The following is a 20,448-nucleotide window of genomic DNA, read 5'->3' on the forward strand; positions in this document are numbered from 1 at the left end:
TGAAGCGCGAGTCTCATTCAACTTCTTGTTTTTGGCGCCTTTTCGCGAAGCGGTGCATAATGGACAGCTTCAGGACGGATTGTGCCCCGTGGTCCAACATGCCGTGCCCGCTTGTTGCGGCGTTCAACTCTCATATCTATTAGGCGACCCTTGTAAAGAGCCTGAACTCTCAACTTTGCCATCTATCCGATGAATTTATGAGCACCTTTCCAGATTGGAAAGATATATGGCTCTGTGAGAAATAATATTGCGCATTTGTCGCGTCGCAGCAAAATCATCACGCAACCGCGCAAAGATACGAAATCCTGTTTCACACCTCTTCCGTGAACGTAAAAAGCCGGCAAATGCCGGCTTCATCGTTTCAGAATCAATCAGGTCAAGGTTTCAGTCTGAAGACTGATAGCTCTTGTGGGGCCAGGATAGCCTCCCCAAGCACCATTTCGCAGTCCGCTGGTATTGACCATGGGCTATCGCCATAGTTGAATGCGAAACTCAGGTCGCCACGGGTTCGAATTCGGATATGATCCGGCACTTCGACAATGGGAATGTCGGCTTTCGTGGCGACATGCCTCACTGCTGCGGCAAGAAGTTTTTCGTCTGGCCAGCAGGCAAGGTAATGGACACTGCCCTTCTTCGTCAGTGCCGGATCGCCATTAGCGAATGTGGAAAGAACCTCTGCGTCAGTCTGTAGATATTCTCGCCAGCGGATACCGTTCCCTGCTACCGCCCCGGAAACGGGATCTGACAGACCGGGCCGAAGTGTCGACACCTGGATCACCCGATGGCCGGTCATCTCGGAAAGCGAGCCGGGCGGCAAATTGTCCGGGATCCGGAAATTGCGATCGCGAGAGCCTGTCCTAGCACCAATCAGGATTGTTCCGGTCGCGGCCTTGAGCGCCGCATGGGCGGCCTCATCGACCTCCGTCATGCATGGTACGAGAACGAGGTCATAACCCTCGAGAGAAGCACCGGGACGAACGAAGTCGATATCGAGACCGAGACGACGGGCGGCTTCATACCAGCGGAAGCAAAGTTCCTCATAGCGGAAGTCTTTGCCCTGCGGCTGAATGACTGTTGTCCAGTAGCTCTGATAATCAAAGACCAGTGCGACACGTGCCTTCCGGGTATCGGGAAGGACTCCGAGGCTGGCGAGTTCCTGTGCTACGCGCTGAGCTTCAAGCCCACCAGGAGACAACTCATCCAGACCGGCAAGATTGAGGCCGGCATGCATCTGTTCTTGTGCAAAGGTCGCCTGACGCCAGCGGAAATAGCTGACGACTTCGGCACCATGGGCAATGGCTTCCCATGTCCACAGCCGTACCATGCCCGGCTTGGGAACAGGGTTCCATGGAGCCCAGTTCACTGGCCCTGGTTGCTGCTCCATCACCCAGAACCGGCCGTTTCCGACCGCCCTGTAAAGGTCGTGATGGAATGGCGCGATATCGGGATGGGATGTTTCCGCCCAGCGATTTCGTTCTGCTTCCGAAAAAGGAAATTTCTCTACGAAACCGATTGGGTAGCTGTCCCAGGAAGCGAGATCCAGATTATCGCCGACCTTGAAGTGGTCGAAATCCAGGATAAAGCCCATGAAGTTATGCGTGATCCAGCGATCAGGCGAATGCTTGCGAATGATGTCGCATTGCATCTTGTCATAGGCGGCAACCTGGTCGGAATGAAAGCGCCAGAAATCCAGCCGCGTCGCGGGGTTTGGTTCGGTCACCGTAAGGTTCGGAAGCGCTACGTCATCGAAGCTCGTCAGTTCCATCGACCAGAATACGGAACCCCAGGCTTCGTTCAACTGATCCGGCGATTGATAGCGCATGCGCAGCCAACGCTTGAACGCCTTCAGATCCTCCGGCCCCCAGGAAATGATCGTATCGTGGCAGCCATATTCATTGTCTGTCTGCCAACCGACGAGACCCTGGTGATTGCCGTACCGTTCGGCGACAATCTCGACAATGCGCTTGCTCTCCTTCCACCAGGTTTCGGAGGAAAAGGTATAATGCCGACGTGAACCGAAGCCACGCGGCTTTCCGTCCTTATCATAGGGAATGATATCAGGGCATTCATCCACCAACCATTTCGGCGGCGTCGCAGTCGGTGTGCCGAGCACGATCTTCAGTCCGGCACGCGCCAGAATATCCATTGCACGATCAAGCCATTCGAACGCGAACTGGCCGCGCGCAGGCTCCAGTCGGGACCAGGCAAATTCGCCGATACGAACAAAACGGATTCCCAGCTCGACCATGCGCCGGGCGTCGGTTTCCCAACGAGCTTCATCCCAATGTTCAGGGTAATAACAAACGCCCAGCATTATCGTGTGAGATCTCCGTTGATGACCGCATTTCCCTCCGCGTCGAAGAGATGGCAGGCCTTTGCATTGATGCCGAGTTGCAGCGTATCGCCGGGCTTGGCCGAAGCGAGACCATCCGCCTTAACGGCAATTTCGGTGCCGTCGGCGAGCGCCACAAAGAATAGGGTTTCGGAACCGAGATATTCGGCAAGCTTTACAGTCCCGGCAATCGTCGCATCTCCCTGCCCGCCAGCATTGATGTGCTCGGGGCGCAGGCCAAGCGTCATTTGACCGAGACGAATGGCTGCGGTGCCGACATTGATTGCTACCGTCCCACCCGGCAGCCGAATGTTTGCCAGACCGTTCTCGACAGTCTCGATCTCGACTTTCAGAAAGTTCATCTTCGGCGAACCGATGAAGCCCGCCACGAACAGATTGTTCGGGCGATGGTAGAGCTCCAGCGGAGAACCAACCTGCTCGATCCGGCCCGCCGAAAGAACCACAATCTTGTCAGCCATGGTCATGGCCTCGACCTGGTCGTGGGTGACGTAGATCATCGTGGCCTTCAGATCCTGATGCAGCTTGGAGAGTTCAGAGCGCATCTGCACGCGCAGCGCCGCGTCGAGGTTGGAAAGCGGCTCGTCGAACAGGAAGACTTCCGGATTACGAACGATAGCGCGTCCGATGGCGACACGCTGACGCTGACCGCCGGAGAGCTGGCCCGGCTTTCTCTGAAGCAATGGCTCAAGTTGAAGCATCCTGGCCGCCATTGCCGTGCGTTCAGCGATCAAAGCCTTGTCATGCCCGGTCATCTTGAGGCCGAAGCCGATGTTTTCCGCCACCGTCATATGAGGATAGAGCGCGTAGGACTGGAAGACCATGGCAACGCCACGCTCGGAAGGTCCGACACTGGTCATATCCTTGCCACCGATGGAAAGTGCGCCGGAGGTAATTTCTTCAAGGCCAGCAATCATTCGCAGCAGGGTAGATTTGCCACAACCGGATGGGCCGACGAACACGCAGAACTCGCCGTCCTTCACATCGAGGTCGACGCCTTTGATGACGCTGAGCGCGCCAAACTGCTTCTTCACGCCGCGAAGGTTTACGTCAGCCATGGGTCTTGCCTCCCTCTTGTCGTTCTAGTTCAAGCATCAATGCACTTTCGGGTCGCAACATCGGTAGCGGCAAACCGCTCAGGACTGCATTTCGGAGATCAAATGAGATCTCACCTGCCAGCAACCGCCGTTGCCAATCCGACATCCGGATGAAATCGGGTTCGGCCGGAAGATGCTTTCTCATCCTCCACTGGCCCCCAAAGCCTGCAAGCCTTTCTGGCAACCTGAGCGGGGCCGGCTGTTCGCCCACCATTTGTGGCCCTTGCGCAATGAACAACACGATCTTGTGCGCATTGGAGGCGCCCCAAACGTAGCGGCCATCCTGCGGCTCCAGCTGGAAATTTGCGCCGGGCGCATGCAGCAGATCCCGAAGCCGCTTGTATTCCGCGATGTAGACGTTCAACTCGGACTTCTCTTCTTCAGAGAGTTCAAGCGGGTTGAGCTCGACACCCAGATGGTAGGCCATCGCCACCAAAGCCCGGAAGGACAGGCTGTGACGCCGCCCCGTCTGGTGATTGGGTGACGCCGAGATATGACTTCCGAGAATTTCGGGAGGAATGAACAGAGACGCACCGCGCTGGATCTCCAACCGCTCCAACGCATCAGTGCAGTCGGAAGTCCAAACGCGGTGCGTCCGCGCCAGAACGCCGTAATCGATGCGCCCGCCCCCCGACGCGCAACTTTCGATTTCGACGTCTGGATGCGCCTGCCGGATCCGGTCCATCAAGGCGTAGACCGCGCGGGTCTGCGCGGAGATTGCTGCCCTGCCATCACGACCGCCAGCATGGGTCAGGTCACGGTTCATGTCCCATTTGATGTAGGAGACGGCGTGATTGGAGAGCACCGCATCAATCTTCTCGAAGAGATAGTCCCTGGCCTCAGGACGCGTCAGATCAAGGACGAGCTGATTGCGCGACAGCAGATGCGGCCTGCCTTCCACCTGCAGCGCCCAATCCGGATGTGCCTCGAACAGACGAGAAACCGGATTGACCATTTCGGGCTCGAACCAGATGCCAAATTGCATCCCGAGACCCGTGACATGATCGACCAGTGGCTTAAGGCCTTCAGGATATTTGCGCGGATCGATATCCCAGTCGCCAAGGCTCGTGGTGTCGTCGTCCCGTTTGCCAAACCAGCCATCGTCCAGAACGAAGCGCTCGATCCCGATCTGCGCGGCGGCACTGGCCTGATCCTTCAACGATTGAAGGCGATGATCAAAGTAATTGCCTTCCCAGGTGTTCAGGGTCACCGGGCGGGGGCTCATCTTTCCTTCCGGCCAGTTGAGCAGTTCCCACCGCACGAAGGCATGGAAGGCCTCCGGATCCGGGCCTGCATAGGCCCACGGACTTTGATAGCTCTCACCCGGCTTCAGGATCGCCTCCCCGGCTTCGAATAATTCACCGAGGTGAACCAGCCGCTGGCCATCATCCGTTCTATCGATCACGATCTGATGGCCGCCACTCCATCCCAGCGCCACGCCGAACCGCTGGCCTTGGCCTCCCAGGTAGAGCATGGGAAAGCGATCATGCGACGTACGCCCGCGACGACTTTCCTGCGACCAGATACCGGTGCCCAGAGGCTCGCGACGGATCTGGAACTCTCGCCCCCACATGCCGGTGAACGTGCTGATATCGACATCGGGCCACGTCACGGGAAATGTGCCGGCCATGCACCGATCAAGCTGGTAGGCGTCACTTCCCAGATTTGTCAGCGTGGTGCCCATGGCAATGATGCCAGAGGGATAGGCCGACAAGGTGATGGTGAGTGCGAGCTTTGCAACGTCGTCACGCGCGGTCAATGTCGTCGTCTGGCCAGTTGCTTCGACCGCCCAGTTGCCGAACTGCGCAATGAAATCTTGGCCTTGCCTATGGCCGGATATCGCGGGCCAACCGAAATATCCCATTCCGCCCGTTGGCAGCAGGACGCTGGCGGGAACCGCGACATCCATGCCGTTGATCCGGCTGGAGCGATCGATTTCGAACAGGGCATCAGGCTGCAGCCGACCAGCTCCGAAGCTCAGAATTTCCGGCATGCCGAGAGCAGGCAGACGCAAGCTCAGACCGAACTCGGGCGAGCCAATGTTTACGATGGTGGTCATCCCTTGGTCGCTCCGAGCGTCAGGCCTGCAATGAAGTGTTTTTGCATGAGGAAGAACATCGCGACTGGCGGAAGGGCCGCGATGATGGATCCGGCCGAGACAAGATGCCAGGCGGCAACCCATTGACCGTTCAACGAATAGAGCCCGGCCGTGACCGGCATGGCGTGCTGCCCTTGAACCAGCACCGTCGCCCAGAAATAATCATTCCAGACAAAGGTGAACACGAGAACGGACAGAGCGGCGATGGCCGGACGCATCAACGGCAGGACGATGTAGCGAAAGATCCGCCACTCAGAGACACCCTCGACACGGGCAGATTCAATCAGCGCGAATGGAAGCCCCTTGATGAAGTTTCGCATGAATAGCGTGCAGAACCCGGTCTGAAAGGCAACATGGAAGAGAACAAGACCGAGCGTTGTATCGTAAAGCCCTGCCTTCAGCGTCATGTCTCGGACAGGCACCATCAGGATCTGGAACGGAATGAAATTTCCCGCCACGAACATGAAGAAAAGCAGCAAGTTGGCGCGGAACTTGTAGACCGCAAGCGCAAAACCCGTGAGGCATGACAAAGCTACAGCGCCGATAACGGTGGGGATCGTAACCTTGAAGGAATTGAGGATGTAAAGCCCGATAGGCGAGTCCCTGAACACAGCCGTGTAATTCTCGACGCCGCCGAAGCCGGACGGAATGCCGAAATAGTTGCCGGCAGCGAGATCACTCGCAGGGCGCACCGAGGTTATTGCGACCCCGATCAGCGGCAACAGCCAGAGAACCAGCGCCAGAGGAAGCACCACCTTGTAGGCGGTCTGAGCGAACGGAGACGCTTTCTGAATGGGAGTAGGAAACATCAGCTATTCCTTTCCTGCATCAGCATGCGCACGATGAAGAGCGTGATGAAGATCATCATGATCAGGAAGAGAACCACGGCTATCGCAGCCCCATAGCCCATCCGGAACCCATATTCCGACAGCGCCTGCTCGTACATGAAATAGGAGAGAACCTGGCTTGACCCGTAAGGCCCACCGGAGGTCATGATGGAGACCAGGTCGAAGGAGCGCAGGGAGCCGATGACTGTCACGACCATGGCGATGAAGGTTGCAGGTGCGAGCTGGGGCAGGACCACATACCACAGCAGCTTGATGCCCTTGGCGCCGTCCATGCGCGCCGCTTCAACCTGTTCGGGATTGATGTTGTTGAGACCCGTCAAATACAGGATCATGCAATAGGCGGTCTGCGGCCAAAGGCCCGCGACGATGATTCCGTAGGTCACGAAGCGCTCGTCCGCCAGAATGGCGATCTGCTGTCCGGTCAGATTTTCGATCAGCTTCGAGAACAGCCCGAAATCCGGCGCGTAGAACCAGGTGAAGATCAGACCAACGACAACCTGGCTGATGACGAAGGGAAAGAAAAACAGTGACTTGTAGAGCCGGATACCGGTAACCGTCTGGTTCAGGAATAGCGCGACGGCGAGACCGGCCGGAATGGAGAGCAGATAGAGCACCAGCCACAGAACGTTGTTCTTCAGCGAGGTGTAGAAGGAATTGTCGCCCATCAACTCGACATAGTTGCCAAGGCCAATCCAGACCTTATCGCCGAGACCATCCCAGTCATGAAAACTGATCCAGATCGACTCGATGATCGGAAAGAGCACGTAGATAACGAACATCGCCATGCCTGGCGCCAGGAACAGCCAGGGCGCAAGCCTTTGCTGGTTCTTTTTCCAGTAGCCGGTTGACGACGGAACAGCCTCGCTCATGGTCGCGCCTCTGTTGATGACGTTGCGATAGATCGGGCAGCCGCGTCCGATGCACGGTCGCGACTGCCCCAAGTCCGGGAGGAGGACTCTACTTGTGTACGCGCTGACGGATCTTCTCGAGGCGCTCCAGGATGGCGTCAGCCTTGTCCGGCTTGACCATGAATTCCTGGAAACCCTCCATGCCGGCCTTTGCCATTTCGGCGTTCGCATCACGGTCGTAGAACTGCGCGAGTGCATAGGCACCCGAAAGCATTTCAAAGCCTTGCTTCAGGAACACATCCTGCGGCTTTTCGGCCTTGTTGTTGACCGGAAGCTGGCCGAGCGTCGCGTTCATCTTGCTCTGCGCAGCGGGCGATGCGACATAGGCGAGGAATTTCTTCGCGTCTTCCTTGTTCTTGGCCTTGGCCGGAATGTGGAAGGTGTCTGTCGGAGCCTCTTCGGCGACAGGCAGGTTCGGCGTGATCTGCGGGAACTGCAGGAAGCCGATCTGCTCCTCCTTCAGGCCGCCGCTCTTCATCGTCGCGACGGCGAAGTTACCCATCAGGTACATGGCGGCCTTGCCCTGAACCATCTGCGGTACGGCGTCCTGCCAGTCGATGGCAGCATGGTTTGCAACGAAGTAGCCCGGCTTCACCAGTTCTGCCCACTTGGCGAACACGGCCTTTACGCGCGGATCCGTATACGGAACCTTGCCGGAAGTGAGGTCCATGTGGAACTCGTAGCCGTTGACGCGCAGGTTCAGGTAATCGAACCAGCCGCCGGTTGGCCACAAGGCCTTTGTGCCGATTGTGAAAGGCGTGATGCCCGCAGCCTTCAGCTTTTCGCAAGCGGCCAGAAGCTCGGCCCAGGTCTTGGGAGGCGTAATGCCCTGCTTCTCGAAAATGTCCTTACGATAGTAGATGCCCCACTGATAGTAGGTGTAGGGAACACCCCACTTCTTGCCGTCAATCGTCATCGAAGATGCTGCGGACTTGAGCTGGTCATTCAGTCCATTTGCGGTCCAGACATCCGAAACATCGGCAAACAGGCCAGCCTTTACGAAAGGCTCCATGCGGTTGCCAGCATACCATGCCGCCACATCCGGCGCATCGGCAGTCAGAAAGTTGCGGATTGCCGCCTTATAGCCTTCGTGGTCGAAGTTGTTCCACTTCACCTTGATGTCCGGATGCGCCTTCTGGAAATCGGCAATCAGTTCCTCCATCGCCTTCTTCGGCGCCGGATCGGAATGGTCCGAGTTGATCACGATTTCACCCGCGAATGCCGTGGATGAGAATAAGGCAGCAGACAAGGCAAGGGCCTTCAGGCCGTTGAAAAAGGTCATGTTTTCCTCCCGATGACCGTCATTCAGTCGCTAACGCCCGACACCCTGCCGCCAATTCGATGAACGCGGATCCGGGTTTCAAGCATGACAATATCATTTGCTTTAAAACCGTAATGATCTACCGTCATTCTATCGATCTTTTCCGGAATCCTAAGATGGAACGTTTGGCAAAAATCAATAATGACGAATCCGTCCCGGTTCATCCTGACCATGACCCACGACATCCGCTCGTCATATTTGGAGATCATCGGTTCTGTGCGGGAGAATGCCTCGATGTGCAGCGCATGGCCGGGCCGCACATGCATAGCCAGATTGAACTTAATTTCGTCCTTCGTGGACGCATGAGCTACTGGTTCGATGGGCGCGAGTTGACGATTGATGAAAACCGCCTTTGCCTCTTCTGGGGAATGATCCCGCATCAAGTCACGGACCGGGAGGAAGGCACGCAGTTCGTCTGCCTCTATGTGCCGATGTCGGTGCTCCTGGGTTTTCCCAACCTCAGCCGGTTCCGCAACGCCGTCTTCCGCGGCGCTGTGATCGAGGCGATGGAGATGCGCCCCTGGGAAAGCGAGGTCTTCAAGCGCTGGCGGGATGAGTTGCTATCCGGTGATGCCGAACTGATGGAGATCGTTCGCTCTGAACTGACAGCGCGGGTCATGCGCATCGAGCGCGAAGGATGGCGTGATCTGAGGGAGCAAGGTGACGCAATCGCAAGCTTGGGCAAAAGAGATGCGGATTGGGTCATTCATGTCGAGAAAATGCTAAGATTCATTGGAGAAGGCGCCTTGAGCGAAATCTCCGCCGAAGATGTGGGGCGGGCTGCGGGCCTGCATCCCAACTATGCCATGACACTGTTCCGCAAGGCGGTCGGCATGACCATCAATCAGGCCATCATTCGGCACAGACTGGACACGGCACAATCGCTTTTGATCGCAACAGATCTGCCGATCACGGAGGTTGCCTACGAGTCAGGCTTTGGTTCGCTCTCCACGTTTTATGAGGCATTCCAGCGTCGGTTTAAGGAAAAGCCCGTTCTGTATCGCAAACGCCTTCGCCCTTCCGGCTAATCGGAACAACCAAGGATCGGCGGCCGGTTTCCCGGCCACCGCCTTGCCCATCAGCCTGCGTGGTTCAGTTGGAGACGAGAAACGCCGGCGGCGACGTTCAAACCTGTTCCAACCTGAGCACTGACTGGCTGAAGGGCAAAATTCCTGGAGTTTCCGCCAATCAGCGCGTTGGCACCGACGCCGACCCCGGCGGCAGCAGACGCGGAGGCGCCGACATAGCTGCCAGCCAGCGAGCCTTCGCCGATGCGAGACGCAGCAGTGCTGACAACCACCCAGTTGAGGTAGGTTTTTCCCGTCACGCCAATATCGAGACCGAGCTTGCCGATCGAACCGGTGTAACGCTCAACCTTGCCATTCTGCTGACGGAACTGGCACTGCACCTTCTTGCTCGAACCGAGGATCAAGCCCACGCCACCTTCGATTTCGCAACTCAGCGCACCGATACGCTGACCAGGCTCCGCTGCTTGGGCACGGGAAGCTTTTCCGCTTGCCGCAAAGGCGGCCGGAGTTGCTGCGAGAGATGCGATTGTGGCGAGAAGAATGATCTTTTTCATAATGTTCTCTTCCTTCAGAAGCTGATTTAGCTATGGTCCGGGATGACCGCGTCATTAACAGCGATATAGCGAGGCAGATGGAACCGTGGCTGCACGGCGAGGTCGGCCAGAACGCTACGTCCGGTGAAGACTTCAGCGATAGCAATCGCGGTCTCCAGTGTATCGGTGGAGTCCACCTCACCTGTCAGGACAATCCGACCATCCTCGAAGGCACAGGTAATGCTGCTTTTTTCGAGTCCCTGCGCATAGGCAAGGATCGACTGCAAGGCAGCACAAACACTGTGATCCTGGGGGTGTCCGCGCATCTGAGAACGTGCGTGTGCGACAATCATCATACCTGCCTCGCTCACGGGTTGATCCGGAAACTACTTGAGGGCGGACTTCACGGAGTCCTTGGCCTTGCCGACAGCGCTCTGCGCTTCGCCGGCAACCTTGTCGGCCTTGCCCTCGATCTCGAGGTCACGATTGCCCGTTACCTTGCCGACGGCTTCCTTGATCGTACCCTTCGCCTGACGGGCAGCACCTTCGATCCGGTTCTTATCCATGATCCTACTCCTTGTTTCAGTTGGGCCAGCAGCGCTTCATTGCGCTACATGACTGGAGATAGGACCGGAAACGGCGCTGATGCAGAGAAAGAACTACTAATCCTGCTAGTAGGTTTTCACCTTTTTTTGCCTTTCGATGTCTTTTTGGCAGAAGATGCACCGTTCCCGCTGAACCCACGCTCGCGCGCCCATATCACGGCTGCGGCACGCCGATTGACACCGATCTTGTTGTAGAGGGACGCCACATGATTGCGAATGGTATGGCGCGACAGGCAAAGCGCATCGCCCATCTCGGCATCACTCAAACCATCGCAGATCAATCCGAGAATCTCGCTCTCTCGCTCGCTTAGATCTCTGAGTTCCGCGGACGGGCTTTTCCCGGTAGAAGCCTGACGCAAGGTGGCGAGGCGATCCACGACAGTTCTGCTGAACCAGGATGTATCGGCCATGACGCTTTCGATGGCCTCGATGAGTTCCAGTTCCGACCGTCTTCTTTCCGTCACATCCTGCACCGACCACAGCACGCACGCATGGTCATTGATCTCTACCCGTTCTGCAGAGACCAGACATTCAGCCGTATCGCCATTTGCCAACATCATACGCATGGCGACGTCCCTCACAGGCACATTGTCACGCAAATGCTGCTCGATTTCCTTACGGGCCTTCGTGTCTTCCCAAAGCTTCAAATCGGCTGCCGTCTTTCCAATGACAGATTCGATCTTCCTGCCACTCAGCGACGAGAAAGCTTCATTGACTTCCATGAAGACGAAGTCATCCAACCGCGCGATTGCGGCCGGTGCAGGCGACAAGCGGAATGACTTGGAGAACCTCTCTTCACTCTGGCGAAGAGCGTTCTGCGCCTTGCGACGCCCATCGAGATCGGCAAAAGTAAACAGCATGCAGGGCACCTCACCGACAGGGATGGGCTCGCCCGCCACAATGACCAATCGATCTCCACCATCCGGAAGCGGTATCAGGGCCTCGCGCTGACGTATGACCCTGCCTTCCGCCAGCTTGATCATGGCGTCATCACCCGTCTCGCAATTGGAGAACAGTCCGATTTCCTCGACCATCTTGCCCAGCACATCGTCTTGGCTCAGTCCGGTCATTTCCATGAAACCCTGGTTGACGCGGATGAAGCGTTGGTCGTCCAGCCTGCATATGAGTCCCGGCGCGGGATTGGCGTTGAAGGATTTTTCGAAACGCTTTTCTGCCTCATAGCGCGGGGTTTCGTCGCGAATGATCAGCACCAGAACATCAGGCTTGGCACCGGCGTCTTCGAGGATCAGCGTTCGCACGACATGAACCCAGCACGCGTCAGGATCGCTGGTCGGAGAGACTTCGATGGTGACCCCGTCCAATGCTTCCCCGCCCAGTAGCCGTTCAAGCGGGTACTGCCCCTCGTCGAGCGTGTGGTTGTTTCGATACCGAAGAGTGAAGCGGCGGCGGTAATCCGCAACAGTCTCGCCAAGTCCGGCAAGATCTTCCACGCGGTGGCTCTTCAGGGCTGCTTCGTTTGCCCAACCGATCCTGCCATCCAGCTCCACAAGGATAAGACCGTCTGTCAGGCCTGCGATAAGCTGCTGCAGGACGGTGCGGTTTATGCGTGGTGCTTCAGCGGCTTCGTTCATGGAGATCCGGTTCCAATTTGAATGGACCTTAAAGTGTGAACGATCTTGTGCAGGACAAGTGGCATTATCCTGATGTTGAACTCGGTGGAAAAGACGTCTGGCGACTAAAGAAAATAAACAAAGGGTTTACGAGGATCATTTTTTTGCCACGCGCGTTGATGAGGAAATTCACAAGCGTCAGCATTGCTGAGTCGAGAACTGCCGCACCAAACGCATAGAGTAATACCCAAGGAGTAAACCCATGAAGAAAATCCTCGCAGTTGCCATCTCTGCTCTGCCCGTCATTGCAAGCGCTGGCACAGCATTTTCAGCCGACACCATATCCCGCTATGACCGCGCTCCGGTTGCTCAGGAGCAGGACCAGCGCGGTGGCGTGCGCATCGGCTATCTGGATTGCACGATCGGTGGCGGCGTTGGCTACGTGCTCGGTTCTGCGAAGGAAGCTGACTGCGTCTTTACGTCCGCGATGGGTGGTGAGCCGCTCGACCGTTATACGGGCGTTGTGCGCAAGATGGGCGTAGACCTTGGCTTCACGACGAAACAGCGGATGGTCTGGGCCGTTTTCGCTCCGACTGCCGGTTACCACCGCGGTTCACTCGGCGGCCTTTATCAGGGCGCAACGGCTGAGGTAACCGTTGTTGCAGGCGTCGGCGCCAACGTTCTCGTCGGCGGCACGTCCGGATCGATCCACCTTCAGACGGTCAGCGTCCAGGGCCAGCTTGGCCTGAACCTCGCTGCAACCGGAACCTCTGTGACGCTTACTCCTGCAAGCTGAGGTCGGTAGTATCAATGAACATGAAAGCGTCTGCTCCGGCAGGCGCTTTTTTCTTGGCCTTGTCTTTATTCAGATTTACTTGAAAAGACTTGATCTGTGATCGCTGGTTCGATTTGGATCCATCGGCACATGACCAACCCACCGCTTCTATGCCGAACCGGAGTTCCAGATGACCGCACTCGTCGACAATGCCAAGCGATTGGCTGACCGCCTCCTGTCGTCCTACTCGGGTTCTCGACTACTTGCAGGCATGGCCGGAGCACCCGGATCCGGAAAGTCGTCGCTGGCGGATGCAGTAGTGGAAGAGATCAACCACAAGCGGCCGGGCTTTGCCGCGGTCTTCCCAATGGACGGATTTCACTACGACGACGCCGTGCTTCGAGATATGGGTCGCCTTGCCAACAAGGGTGCCATCGATACGTTCGATGCGCATGGTCTGAGACATATGCTGCAAAGGCTGAAGGCCAATGAAGATGATACAATCGCCGTTCCGGTTTTTGATCGATCCATTGAAATTGCCAGGGCTGGGGGTCGCCTCATCCCGCGTGAGACGGGCATCATCGTTTGCGAAGGTAATTATCTGCTGATGCGCAACGAGCCTTGGGACCGGCTGCATCAGATCTTTGACCTCACCGTTCTGGTTGAAGTGCCGGTCGAGGAGTTGCGCCGACGTTTGCGAGAGCGCTGGTTCTTTTACGGTCTCGACGAGGAAGGCATTCGTCGAAAGCTGGACGACAATGACATTCCAAACGGGGTGGCCATCATGGACGGCAGCATCGAACCTGATGTCCGGGTTCCAAATTGAATCCGCGATGCGCTTCAAGGACATGATTGCATGACTTCGGTTACTATGACCTGGCTTATTGCGGGCATGACCGCCTTTGGCGTCGTCGTCCGTCCTTTTCGATGGCCGGAAGCGGTCTGGGCGGTTGCCGGTGCTGCAATGCTCCTCCTCCTCAATATCATCGGTTGGAGCGACGCCGTCAGCGGCGTACTGAAAGGGTTCGACGTCTACCTCTTTCTCATCGGAATGATGTTGCTATCGGAGCTTGCCAGGCGAGAGGGCCTGTTCGACTGGATTGCCGCGATCGCTACCTCCGCTGCGAAAGGATCTCCGCGCCGTCTTTTTTGCCTGGTTTACGCAGTCGGCGTGGTTGTCACGGTCTTTCTGTCAAATGACGCAACAGCGGTTGTCCTGACACCGGCGGTTTATGCCGCCTGTCGTGCAGCGAAGGTAAAGGACCCTCTGCCCTATCTCCTGATCTGCGCATTCATCGCCAACGCCGCGAGCTTCGTCCTGCCCATTTCGAATCCCGCAAACTTGGTCATCTTTGCGGGTGGAGAGATGCCGCCCCTGTCCCGTTGGCTGGCGACATTCCTGCTCCCCTCAATTGCTGCGATCGCCATTACCTTTGTTTGCCTCTACGGGACGCAGCGCAAAGCATTGATGGCAGATGAACTGGCAGAAAACATTCCAACACCGGAATTGACACGAGCGGCAAAAATCTCTGGTATCGGTCTATGCATCACTGCCGCTGTGTTGGTCATAGCTTCTGCCCTGCATCTTGATCTTGGAATCCCCACCTTCATAGCCGGTGTCATCACAACCCTTGGCGTCCTGCTGCTCACCCGCCAGAACCCTCTTGAGGTTTTACGTGGGGTCAGCTGGAGCGTTTTGCCACTGGTCGCAGGTCTTTTCGTCGTTGTGGAAGCCGTGAACAAAACCGGGCTGACATCGCTTCTTGCGCAGCAGCTAGCAACGCTTGCGGCGGAATCAGAAACACAAGCGATAGCGATTGCAGGCACCGGCGTCGCGATTGTTTCAAACCTCGTCAACAACCTGCCAGCAGGTCTGTTCGCCGGAAGCGCGGTGCAGGCCGCGAATGTGTCAGATGCCATCGCGGGCGCTGTACTCATTGGTGTAGACCTTGGCCCGAACCTGTCGGTCACGGGGTCACTTGCCACCATCCTCTGGCTTACAGCATTGCGACGCGAAGGCATTCACATGAGTGCCTTCGCCTTCCTGAAGTTGGGCTTGGTGGTGATGACCCCAGCGCTTGCGGCTGCACTGGGAACTCTCATCCTGCAAAGCTTCTAGGTCATTTCGTACGGAGCATCTCGATGATGCCAGAGAAATCCGTCCCACCATGGCCTGAGGCCTCGAACTCGCGGTAAAGAGCCGCAGCCGCAGCGCCCAGCGGCGTATTCGCTCCGCTGCTGTTTGCCGCATCCTGGGAGAGCAGCAGATCCTTCAGCATCAGGGCTGCTGCGAACCCGGGCTGGTAGTCGCGGTTGGCAGGTGAAGTCGGAACCGGGCCCGGAACCGGGCAGTAGGTATTGACCGACCAGCACTGACCGGACGAGGTGGAAACCACATCGAACAGCGCCTGATGGGTCAGGCCAAGCTTTTCGCCCAGCGCAAAGGCTTCGCAGGCGCCAATCATCGAAATGCCAAGCAGCATGTTGTTGCAGATCTTTGCGGCCTGACCAGCGCCGCCGCCGCCGCAATGGACAATGCGTTTTCCCATGGCCTCGAGGATTGGGCGCGCAGCGTCAAAGGCGGCCTGCGTGCCTCCCGCCATGAAGGTGAGTGTTGCCTGCGCTGCTCCCGAGATACCACCGGACACCGGCGCGTCAAGGGAATGGCAATTGGCCTCGGCTGAAAGTTGATGCGCCTTTCGGGCTGAATCCACATCGATGGTCGAGCAATCGATCAACAGTGTGCCAGATGCAAGCGATGGCTTGAGCTCTGACCAGACGGAGAGCACATGCTCCCCCTTCGGCAGCATGGTGATGATCACGGTTGCGCCCTCGCATGCGTCAGCCAAGGACGAGACCGCCTGCACCCCGGCCTCTCCGGCTGCCTTGCGGCTGTGCTCCGACAGATCGAAACCGCGAACCACGTGGCCAGCCTTCACCAGATTGGCGGCCATTGGTCCGCCCATGTTTCCAAGTCCTACAAATGCAATATTCGCCATAATCAAAGTCCTCCCGATGCCATTATCTATTGTCTTCCAAAATCATCATCGCCGCTTTTTCCGCAATCATGACCGTTGGTGAATTCGTGTTTCCCGACGTGATCGTCGGCATGATGGAGGCATCTGCTATTCGCAGACGTCCAAGAGCCCGCATCCGCAATCGCGGATCGACGACGCTCTCCGGGTCCGGCCCCATGCGGCAGGTGCCGACAGGGTGGAAAATCGTCGTTCCGATCTCTCCAGCGGCTTTGACCAGTTCCTCCTCAGTCTGATAACTCGGACCCGGCTTATATTCCTGCGGATTATAGCGGGCGAAGGAAGGCTTAGAAACGATCTCGCGCGTCAACCGGATAGACTGCGCGGCGACCATCCGGTCACTTTCCGTCGAAAGATAGCGGGGCGCGATAGCAGGCTGTTGCGCAAAATCAGCGCTCTTTGCATGTACAGAACCTCGACTGTCTGGCCGCAGATTACACACGCTTGCTGTAATGGCCGGGAAGGTGTGAACAGGATCGCCAAACTTATCGAGGGAAACGGGCTGCACATGGTACTGCAGGTCCGGCGTTTCCTTCTCGGGTCCGGAACGGGTGAAGATGCCAAGCTGGCTGGGCGCCATCGCCATGGGGCCGGATCGTTTTGCCAGATATTCGAGACCGATCGCCATCTTGCCAAACAGGCTGGACGCCTTCTCATTCAGAGTTGGGACACCGGTCACCTTGAAAGTCAGGCGCAGTTGCAGATGATCCTGAAGATTTTCGCCCACCTGGCCGACTTCCTTGACAAGGTCGATTCCAGCATTTTGCAAAACCTCTCCCCGCCCGACACCCGACAGTTCCAAAAGATGCGGCGAGCCGATCGCTCCAGCCGAAAGCACTGTCTCGCGACGGGCATAGAATCGCTGATCGACGCCCCCGACGGATACCTCGACACCCTTCACCTCTCCCTGTTCGATGATGAGCTTTTTCGCCTGCGCCTTGGTCACGACGCGTAGATTGCCGCGTTTCATTGCGGGCCGAAGAAAGGCCTTGACCGTGTTCCAGCGAATGCCCGAACGCTGATTGACGTCAAAGTAGCCAGACCCTTCGTTGGTGCCTCGGTTGAAATCCGGCGTCTTGGGAATGCCTGCCTCTTCCGCCGCCTGCTGGAAGGCATCGAGAACCGCCCAGCGAACGCGGGCGGTTTCCACGCGCCATTCCCCACCGGCTCCGTGCATGTCATCGCCGCCCTTATGAAAATCCTCGGATTTCCGGAAAAGCGGCAAGACGTCATCCCAACCCCAGCCGGGATTGCCCATCTGTCGCCACTGATCGTAGTCGCGTGCCTGGCCGCGCATATAGATCATGCCGTTGATCGAAGAGCAGCCGCCAAGAACCTTGCCGCGAGGATAGTTCAGCGCGCGGCCGTTGAGACCCTGTTCCTTCTCGGTCTGGAAGCACCAGTCCGTCCGGGGATTGTTGATGCAATAGAGATAGCCGACCGGAATGTGGATCCAATGATAATTGTCGTTTCCGCCAGCCTCCAGAAGCAGAACCGTGTTCTTCCCGTCGGCGGACAGGCGGTTGGCGAGCACGCAGCCAGCAGTCCCTGCACCAATGATAATGTAATCGAAGCTATTCATGACACAGCTCGTGAGATGGGCAAAGGTTGGCATGGGCGCGCTCAATGCGCCCATGCGGAGTTTAAACTAGAAGCTTTGGTGCGATTATCGGGTTAGAGCCAGCGCGCCAGCCCGAATTTTCGGCCGATCCTTGAGGCCGCCAGTTCCCCCACCACGCCACGTCGGAAGACCAGCACGCAGATCATGAACACAGCGCCGGTGATGATCGTGACCGGGAAGCCGGTCGTTGCCAGATAATTGCCCAGCATGACCACAATTGCGGAGCCGAGGATGGGGCCAAGCATGGTGCCGATGCCACCAAGCAGTGTCATCAGGATCACCTCGCCGGAGGTCTGCCAGCCCACATCGGTCAGCGTCGCGAACTGGAACACAAGAGCTTTGGTGCCGCCTGCCAATCCGGCAAGCGCTGCCGACATCACGAAGGCTCCGAGCTTGTAGCGCGCGACGGAATAGCCAAGTGAGATCGCCCGTTGCTCGTTCTCGCGGATGGATTTCAGGATCATGCCGAAGGGCGAATGCACGAAGCGCCAGATGATGAAAACGCCAATCAGGAAGATCGCGGCCACGGTGTAATACATGGCGATCGGCTGGCTGAGATCGATGAAGCCGAAGAGATGCCCACGCGGAACAGACTGGATACCGTCCTCACCATGCGTGAACTTGGCCTGCAGGCAGAAGAAGAAGAACATCTGCGCAAGCGACAGCGTGATCATTGAGAAATAAATGCCCTGTCGCCGGATCGCAAAGAAACCCATGATGAGGCCGAGAGCGGCGCCGCCTGCAGTTCCGATGAGAATGCCGAGTTCAGGCGGCACGCCCCATTCCTTCACGCTGTGCGCGGTGAAATAGGCAGCGCCGCCGAAAAAGGCCGCATGCCCGAAGGAAAGAAGACCGGTATAGCCGATCAGAAGGTTGAAGGCAGCCGCAAAGAGAGCAAAGCAGAGCACCTTCATGATGAAGACCGGGTAGATCAGGAAGGGCGCAACAAGAAGCAGCAACAAGCCTGCAATGAGCGCAAGACGCCTCGCCGTGATCTCGGATTTCGAAACAGAACGGTCATCGAGGGCATCAGACGGGACGGTGGAGGTGTGAATTTCAGCCATGTTCTTACTCCCGTCCAAACAGTCCGGCAGGCCGGACCAGCAGGACTATTGCCATGATGACAAAGATCACTGTGTTGGAGGCTTCCGGATAGAACACCTTGGTCAGGCCTTCGGTAATGCCCAGAACATAGCCCGTTACGATCGCACCAAGGATGGATCCCATTCCGCCCACGACGACCACCGCAAAAACGACGATGATGATGTTGGAGCCCATCAAGGGCGAGACTTGGTAGATTGGCGCTGCCAGCACACCTGCAAAGGCAGCAAGAGCAACACCCAGCCCGTAGGTCAGCGTCAGCAGGATCGGCACGTTGACGCCGAACGCCTGCACAAGCGTGGAATTTTCCGTTGCTGCCCGAAGATAGGCGCCAAGCTTTGTCTTCTCGATCAGCAGCCAGGTTCCGATGCAGACTACCAGCGAGGCGACAACCACCCAACCGCGATAGTTCGGCAGGAACATGAAGCCGAGGTTCGTGCCGCCCGCAAGCGATGGAGGCGTGGCATAGGGCTGACCGGATGCGCCATAGTAGTAGCGGAAAATGCCTTCCAGCATCAGCGCAAGGCCGAAGGTGAAGAGCAGACCGTAGAGCGGATCAAGACCATAGAGCCTTTGCAGGAACAGCCGCTCGATAACGGCGCCGAACACGCCGACGATGATGGGTGTCAGGATGAGCGCCGGCCAGTAGCCAATGCCGGCAAAATGGAGAAGCAGATAAGCCGTGAACGCACCCAGCATATACTGTGCGCCATGCGCAAAGTTGATCATGCGCAGAAGGCCGAAGATGATCGCCAGCCCGAGCGACAACAGGGCATAGAAAGACCCGTTGATCAGACCGATCAGAAGCTGCCCCAGCAGCGCGGGAAGCGGAACTCCGAAAACCATTGTCATGGTTCAGACTCCTAGAACTTTATGGAGTTCATCCATGCGCTCGCCAAGCTGCGCAACGGGAAACTCCGATTGAATATGGCCGTGATCCATGAGGTAGAAGCGGTCGGCAACGCGACTTGCAAACCGGAAATTCTGCTCCACCAGAAGAACCGTTATACCGCGCTGTTTCAGGCGTATGAGCACGTCACCGATCCTTTGCACGATGACCGGCGCAAGCCCCTCCGTTGGTTCATCCAGAAGCAGCATCCGCACACCCGTGCGCAGGATCCGCGCAATAGCCAGCATCTGCTGCTCGCCACCGGAAAGCTTGGTCCCAGGACTGTTTCGACGCTCGTGGAGGTTTGGAAACAGTTCGAAAATCTCGTCAACCGTCATGCCGTTCTTGGCGATCTGCGGCGGCAGCATGAGGTTTTCGATGACACTGAGGCTCGCGAAGATACCCCGCTCTTCCGGTACGAAACCCAAGCCATGCCGCGCCGTCTTGTGCAGCGGTACGGGCATCATGTCCTGATCGTTAAATCGCAGAGTACCCTTGCGCTGGCGGATGATGCCCATGATAGTGCGCAGCGTCGTCGTCTTGCCGACGCCGTTGCGGCCAAGCAGGGTTACCGTCTCGCCTTCACGGATCTGCATGTCGACCCCATGCAGAACGTGGCTTTCGCCATACCATGCGTTGAGGCCGCGAACGTCCAGTAATGCGTTCAT

At 57.3% G+C, this 20,448-nt stretch carries 19 protein-coding genes; 4 read left to right on the plus strand and 15 right to left on the minus strand.

What is annotated here, in order from left to right; genetic code table 11:
• Positions 1–376: 376 nt before the first annotated feature.
• The 6 genes from G6N80_RS03645 to G6N80_RS03670 form a co-directional block, all read right to left on the minus strand.
• Positions 377–2,314: a beta-galactosidase gene (locus tag G6N80_RS03645; RefSeq protein ID WP_165131338.1), complete on the minus strand. Its 1,938-nt coding sequence runs from the start codon at positions 2,312–2,314 to the stop codon at positions 377–379.
• A complete protein-coding gene (locus G6N80_RS03650) occupies positions 2,314–3,408 on the minus strand; it encodes an ABC transporter ATP-binding protein (protein ID WP_165131341.1) in 1,095 nt (364 codons plus the stop codon). Before G6N80_RS03650 ends, G6N80_RS03645 begins: the two co-directional genes overlap by 1 nt.
• Positions 3,401–5,506 (minus strand): alpha-galactosidase, encoded by a 2,106-nt coding sequence (locus G6N80_RS03655; RefSeq protein WP_165131344.1) that lies wholly within the window; start codon positions 5,504–5,506, stop codon positions 3,401–3,403. The genes G6N80_RS03650 and G6N80_RS03655 overlap by 8 nt, the downstream gene beginning before the upstream one ends.
• Complete coding sequence (locus tag G6N80_RS03660) at positions 5,503–6,354, minus strand: carbohydrate ABC transporter permease (protein WP_062556472.1); 852 nt, start codon at positions 6,352–6,354, stop codon at positions 5,503–5,505. Before G6N80_RS03660 ends, G6N80_RS03655 begins: the two co-directional genes overlap by 4 nt.
• Positions 6,354–7,262 (minus strand): carbohydrate ABC transporter permease, encoded by a 909-nt coding sequence (locus G6N80_RS03665; protein WP_165131347.1) that lies wholly within the window; start codon positions 7,260–7,262, stop codon positions 6,354–6,356. Before G6N80_RS03665 ends, G6N80_RS03660 begins: the two co-directional genes overlap by 1 nt.
• 88 nt (positions 7,263–7,350) lie before the next feature.
• Positions 7,351–8,583: an ABC transporter substrate-binding protein gene (locus G6N80_RS03670; RefSeq protein WP_062556470.1), complete on the minus strand. Its 1,233-nt coding sequence runs from the start codon at positions 8,581–8,583 to the stop codon at positions 7,351–7,353.
• Positions 8,584–8,738: 155 nt separating this feature from the next.
• On the opposite strand from G6N80_RS03670, the gene G6N80_RS03675 reads away from it, so the two are divergent.
• Positions 8,739–9,650, plus strand: a complete 912-nt coding sequence (locus G6N80_RS03675; protein WP_062556890.1) for a helix-turn-helix domain-containing protein — start codon at positions 8,739–8,741, stop codon at positions 9,648–9,650.
• Between the two features lie 50 nt (positions 9,651–9,700).
• Here the strand turns inward: G6N80_RS03675 and G6N80_RS03680 are convergent, their stop codons facing one another.
• From G6N80_RS03680 to G6N80_RS03695, 4 genes are all read right to left on the minus strand, one after another.
• Positions 9,701–10,204 (minus strand): DUF992 domain-containing protein, encoded by a 504-nt coding sequence (locus G6N80_RS03680; RefSeq protein ID WP_165131350.1) that lies wholly within the window; start codon positions 10,202–10,204, stop codon positions 9,701–9,703.
• Between the two features lie 26 nt (positions 10,205–10,230).
• On the minus strand, positions 10,231–10,554 hold the full coding sequence (locus G6N80_RS03685; protein WP_165131353.1) for a BON domain-containing protein: 324 nt from the start codon (positions 10,552–10,554) through the stop codon (positions 10,231–10,233).
• 15 nt (positions 10,555–10,569) lie between these two features.
• Positions 10,570–10,749 carry a CsbD family protein gene (locus G6N80_RS03690; protein WP_062556467.1) on the minus strand — a complete coding sequence of 60 codons (180 nt, stop codon included), beginning with the start codon at positions 10,747–10,749 and terminating at the stop codon, positions 10,570–10,572.
• Positions 10,750–10,865: 116 nt separating this feature from the next.
• Entirely contained in the window at positions 10,866–12,380 is a 1,515-nt protein-coding gene (locus G6N80_RS03695; RefSeq protein WP_165131356.1) for a helix-turn-helix transcriptional regulator, read from the minus strand.
• A 241-nt stretch (positions 12,381–12,621) separates the two neighbouring features.
• On the opposite strand from G6N80_RS03695, the gene G6N80_RS03700 reads away from it, so the two are divergent.
• The 3 genes from G6N80_RS03700 (at position 12,622) to G6N80_RS03710 (ending at position 15,253) form a co-directional block, all read left to right on the plus strand.
• Positions 12,622–13,155, plus strand: coding sequence for a DUF992 domain-containing protein (locus G6N80_RS03700; protein ID WP_062556465.1), 534 nt, complete (start codon positions 12,622–12,624; stop codon positions 13,153–13,155).
• Positions 13,156–13,324: 169 nt separating this feature from the next.
• Positions 13,325–13,960, plus strand: a complete 636-nt coding sequence (locus tag G6N80_RS03705; protein WP_165131359.1) for a nucleoside/nucleotide kinase family protein — start codon at positions 13,325–13,327, stop codon at positions 13,958–13,960.
• A gap of 30 nt (positions 13,961–13,990) precedes the next feature.
• Positions 13,991–15,253: an arsenic transporter gene (locus G6N80_RS03710; RefSeq protein ID WP_165131362.1), complete on the plus strand. Its 1,263-nt coding sequence runs from the start codon at positions 13,991–13,993 to the stop codon at positions 15,251–15,253.
• Position 15,254: 1 nt separating this feature from the next.
• Here the strand turns inward: G6N80_RS03710 and mmsB are convergent, their stop codons facing one another.
• The 5 genes from mmsB to G6N80_RS03735 form a co-directional block, all read right to left on the minus strand.
• The gene (gene mmsB, locus G6N80_RS03715; RefSeq protein WP_062556462.1) at positions 15,255–16,133 is read right to left on the minus strand and encodes a 3-hydroxyisobutyrate dehydrogenase; all 879 of its coding nucleotides are present in this window, start codon (positions 16,131–16,133) and stop codon (positions 15,255–15,257) included.
• Positions 16,134–16,155: 22 nt separating this feature from the next.
• Positions 16,156–17,751 (minus strand): GMC family oxidoreductase, encoded by a 1,596-nt coding sequence (locus G6N80_RS03720; RefSeq protein ID WP_165131365.1) that lies wholly within the window; start codon positions 17,749–17,751, stop codon positions 16,156–16,158.
• A gap of 92 nt (positions 17,752–17,843) precedes the next feature.
• Complete coding sequence (locus G6N80_RS03725) at positions 17,844–18,854, minus strand: branched-chain amino acid ABC transporter permease (RefSeq protein ID WP_062556460.1); 1,011 nt, start codon at positions 18,852–18,854, stop codon at positions 17,844–17,846.
• A 4-nt stretch (positions 18,855–18,858) separates the two neighbouring features.
• Positions 18,859–19,743, minus strand: a complete 885-nt coding sequence (locus G6N80_RS03730) for a branched-chain amino acid ABC transporter permease (protein WP_062556459.1) — start codon at positions 19,741–19,743, stop codon at positions 18,859–18,861.
• Positions 19,744–19,746: 3 nt separating this feature from the next.
• A complete protein-coding gene (locus tag G6N80_RS03735) occupies positions 19,747–20,448 on the minus strand; it encodes an ABC transporter ATP-binding protein (RefSeq protein ID WP_062556458.1) in 702 nt (233 codons plus the stop codon).

Origin of the sequence: Rhizobium rhizoryzae (genome assembly GCF_011046895.1) — a bacterium.
GTDB classification, from domain to species: domain Bacteria; phylum Pseudomonadota; class Alphaproteobacteria; order Rhizobiales; family Rhizobiaceae; genus Neorhizobium; species Neorhizobium rhizoryzae.

Bases quoted from the DNA above. Each gene is read 5' to 3' on its own strand.
- G6N80_RS03710 (WP_165131362.1), top strand. From the start codon at position 13,991: ATGACTTCGGTTACTATGACCTGGCTTATTGCGGGCATGACCGCCTTT.
- G6N80_RS03690 (WP_062556467.1), bottom strand. From the start codon at position 10,749: ATGGATAAGAACCGGATCGAAGGTGCTGCCCGTCAGGCGAAGGGTACG.
- G6N80_RS03660 (WP_062556472.1), bottom strand. From the start codon at position 6,354: ATGTTTCCTACTCCCATTCAGAAAGCGTCTCCGTTCGCTCAGACCGCC.
- G6N80_RS03645 (WP_165131338.1), bottom strand. From the start codon at position 2,314: ATGCTGGGCGTTTGTTATTACCCTGAACATTGGGATGAAGCTCGTTGG.
- G6N80_RS03720 (WP_165131365.1), bottom strand. From the start codon at position 17,751: ATGAATAGCTTCGATTACATTATCATTGGTGCAGGGACTGCTGGCTGC.
- G6N80_RS03665 (WP_165131347.1), bottom strand. From the start codon at position 7,262: ATGAGCGAGGCTGTTCCGTCGTCAACCGGCTACTGGAAAAAGAACCAG.
- G6N80_RS03650 (WP_165131341.1), bottom strand. From the start codon at position 3,408: ATGGCTGACGTAAACCTTCGCGGCGTGAAGAAGCAGTTTGGCGCGCTC.
- G6N80_RS03700 (WP_062556465.1), top strand. From the start codon at position 12,622: ATGAAGAAAATCCTCGCAGTTGCCATCTCTGCTCTGCCCGTCATTGCA.
- G6N80_RS03730 (WP_062556459.1), bottom strand. From the start codon at position 19,743: ATGACAATGGTTTTCGGAGTTCCGCTTCCCGCGCTGCTGGGGCAGCTT.
- G6N80_RS03655 (WP_165131344.1), bottom strand. From the start codon at position 5,506: ATGACCACCATCGTAAACATTGGCTCGCCCGAGTTCGGTCTGAGCTTG.
- G6N80_RS03670 (WP_062556470.1), bottom strand. From the start codon at position 8,583: ATGACCTTTTTCAACGGCCTGAAGGCCCTTGCCTTGTCTGCTGCCTTA.
- G6N80_RS03695 (WP_165131356.1), bottom strand. From the start codon at position 12,380: ATGAACGAAGCCGCTGAAGCACCACGCATAAACCGCACCGTCCTGCAG.
- G6N80_RS03725 (WP_062556460.1), bottom strand. From the start codon at position 18,854: ATGGCTGAAATTCACACCTCCACCGTCCCGTCTGATGCCCTCGATGAC.
- mmsB (WP_062556462.1), bottom strand. From the start codon at position 16,133: ATGGCGAATATTGCATTTGTAGGACTTGGAAACATGGGCGGACCAATG.
- G6N80_RS03735 (WP_062556458.1), bottom strand. From the start codon at position 20,448: ATGAACGCATTACTGGACGTTCGCGGCCTCAACGCATGGTATGGCGAA.
- G6N80_RS03705 (WP_165131359.1), top strand. From the start codon at position 13,325: ATGACCGCACTCGTCGACAATGCCAAGCGATTGGCTGACCGCCTCCTG.
- G6N80_RS03675 (WP_062556890.1), top strand. From the start codon at position 8,739: ATGGAACGTTTGGCAAAAATCAATAATGACGAATCCGTCCCGGTTCAT.
- G6N80_RS03680 (WP_165131350.1), bottom strand. From the start codon at position 10,204: ATGAAAAAGATCATTCTTCTCGCCACAATCGCATCTCTCGCAGCAACT.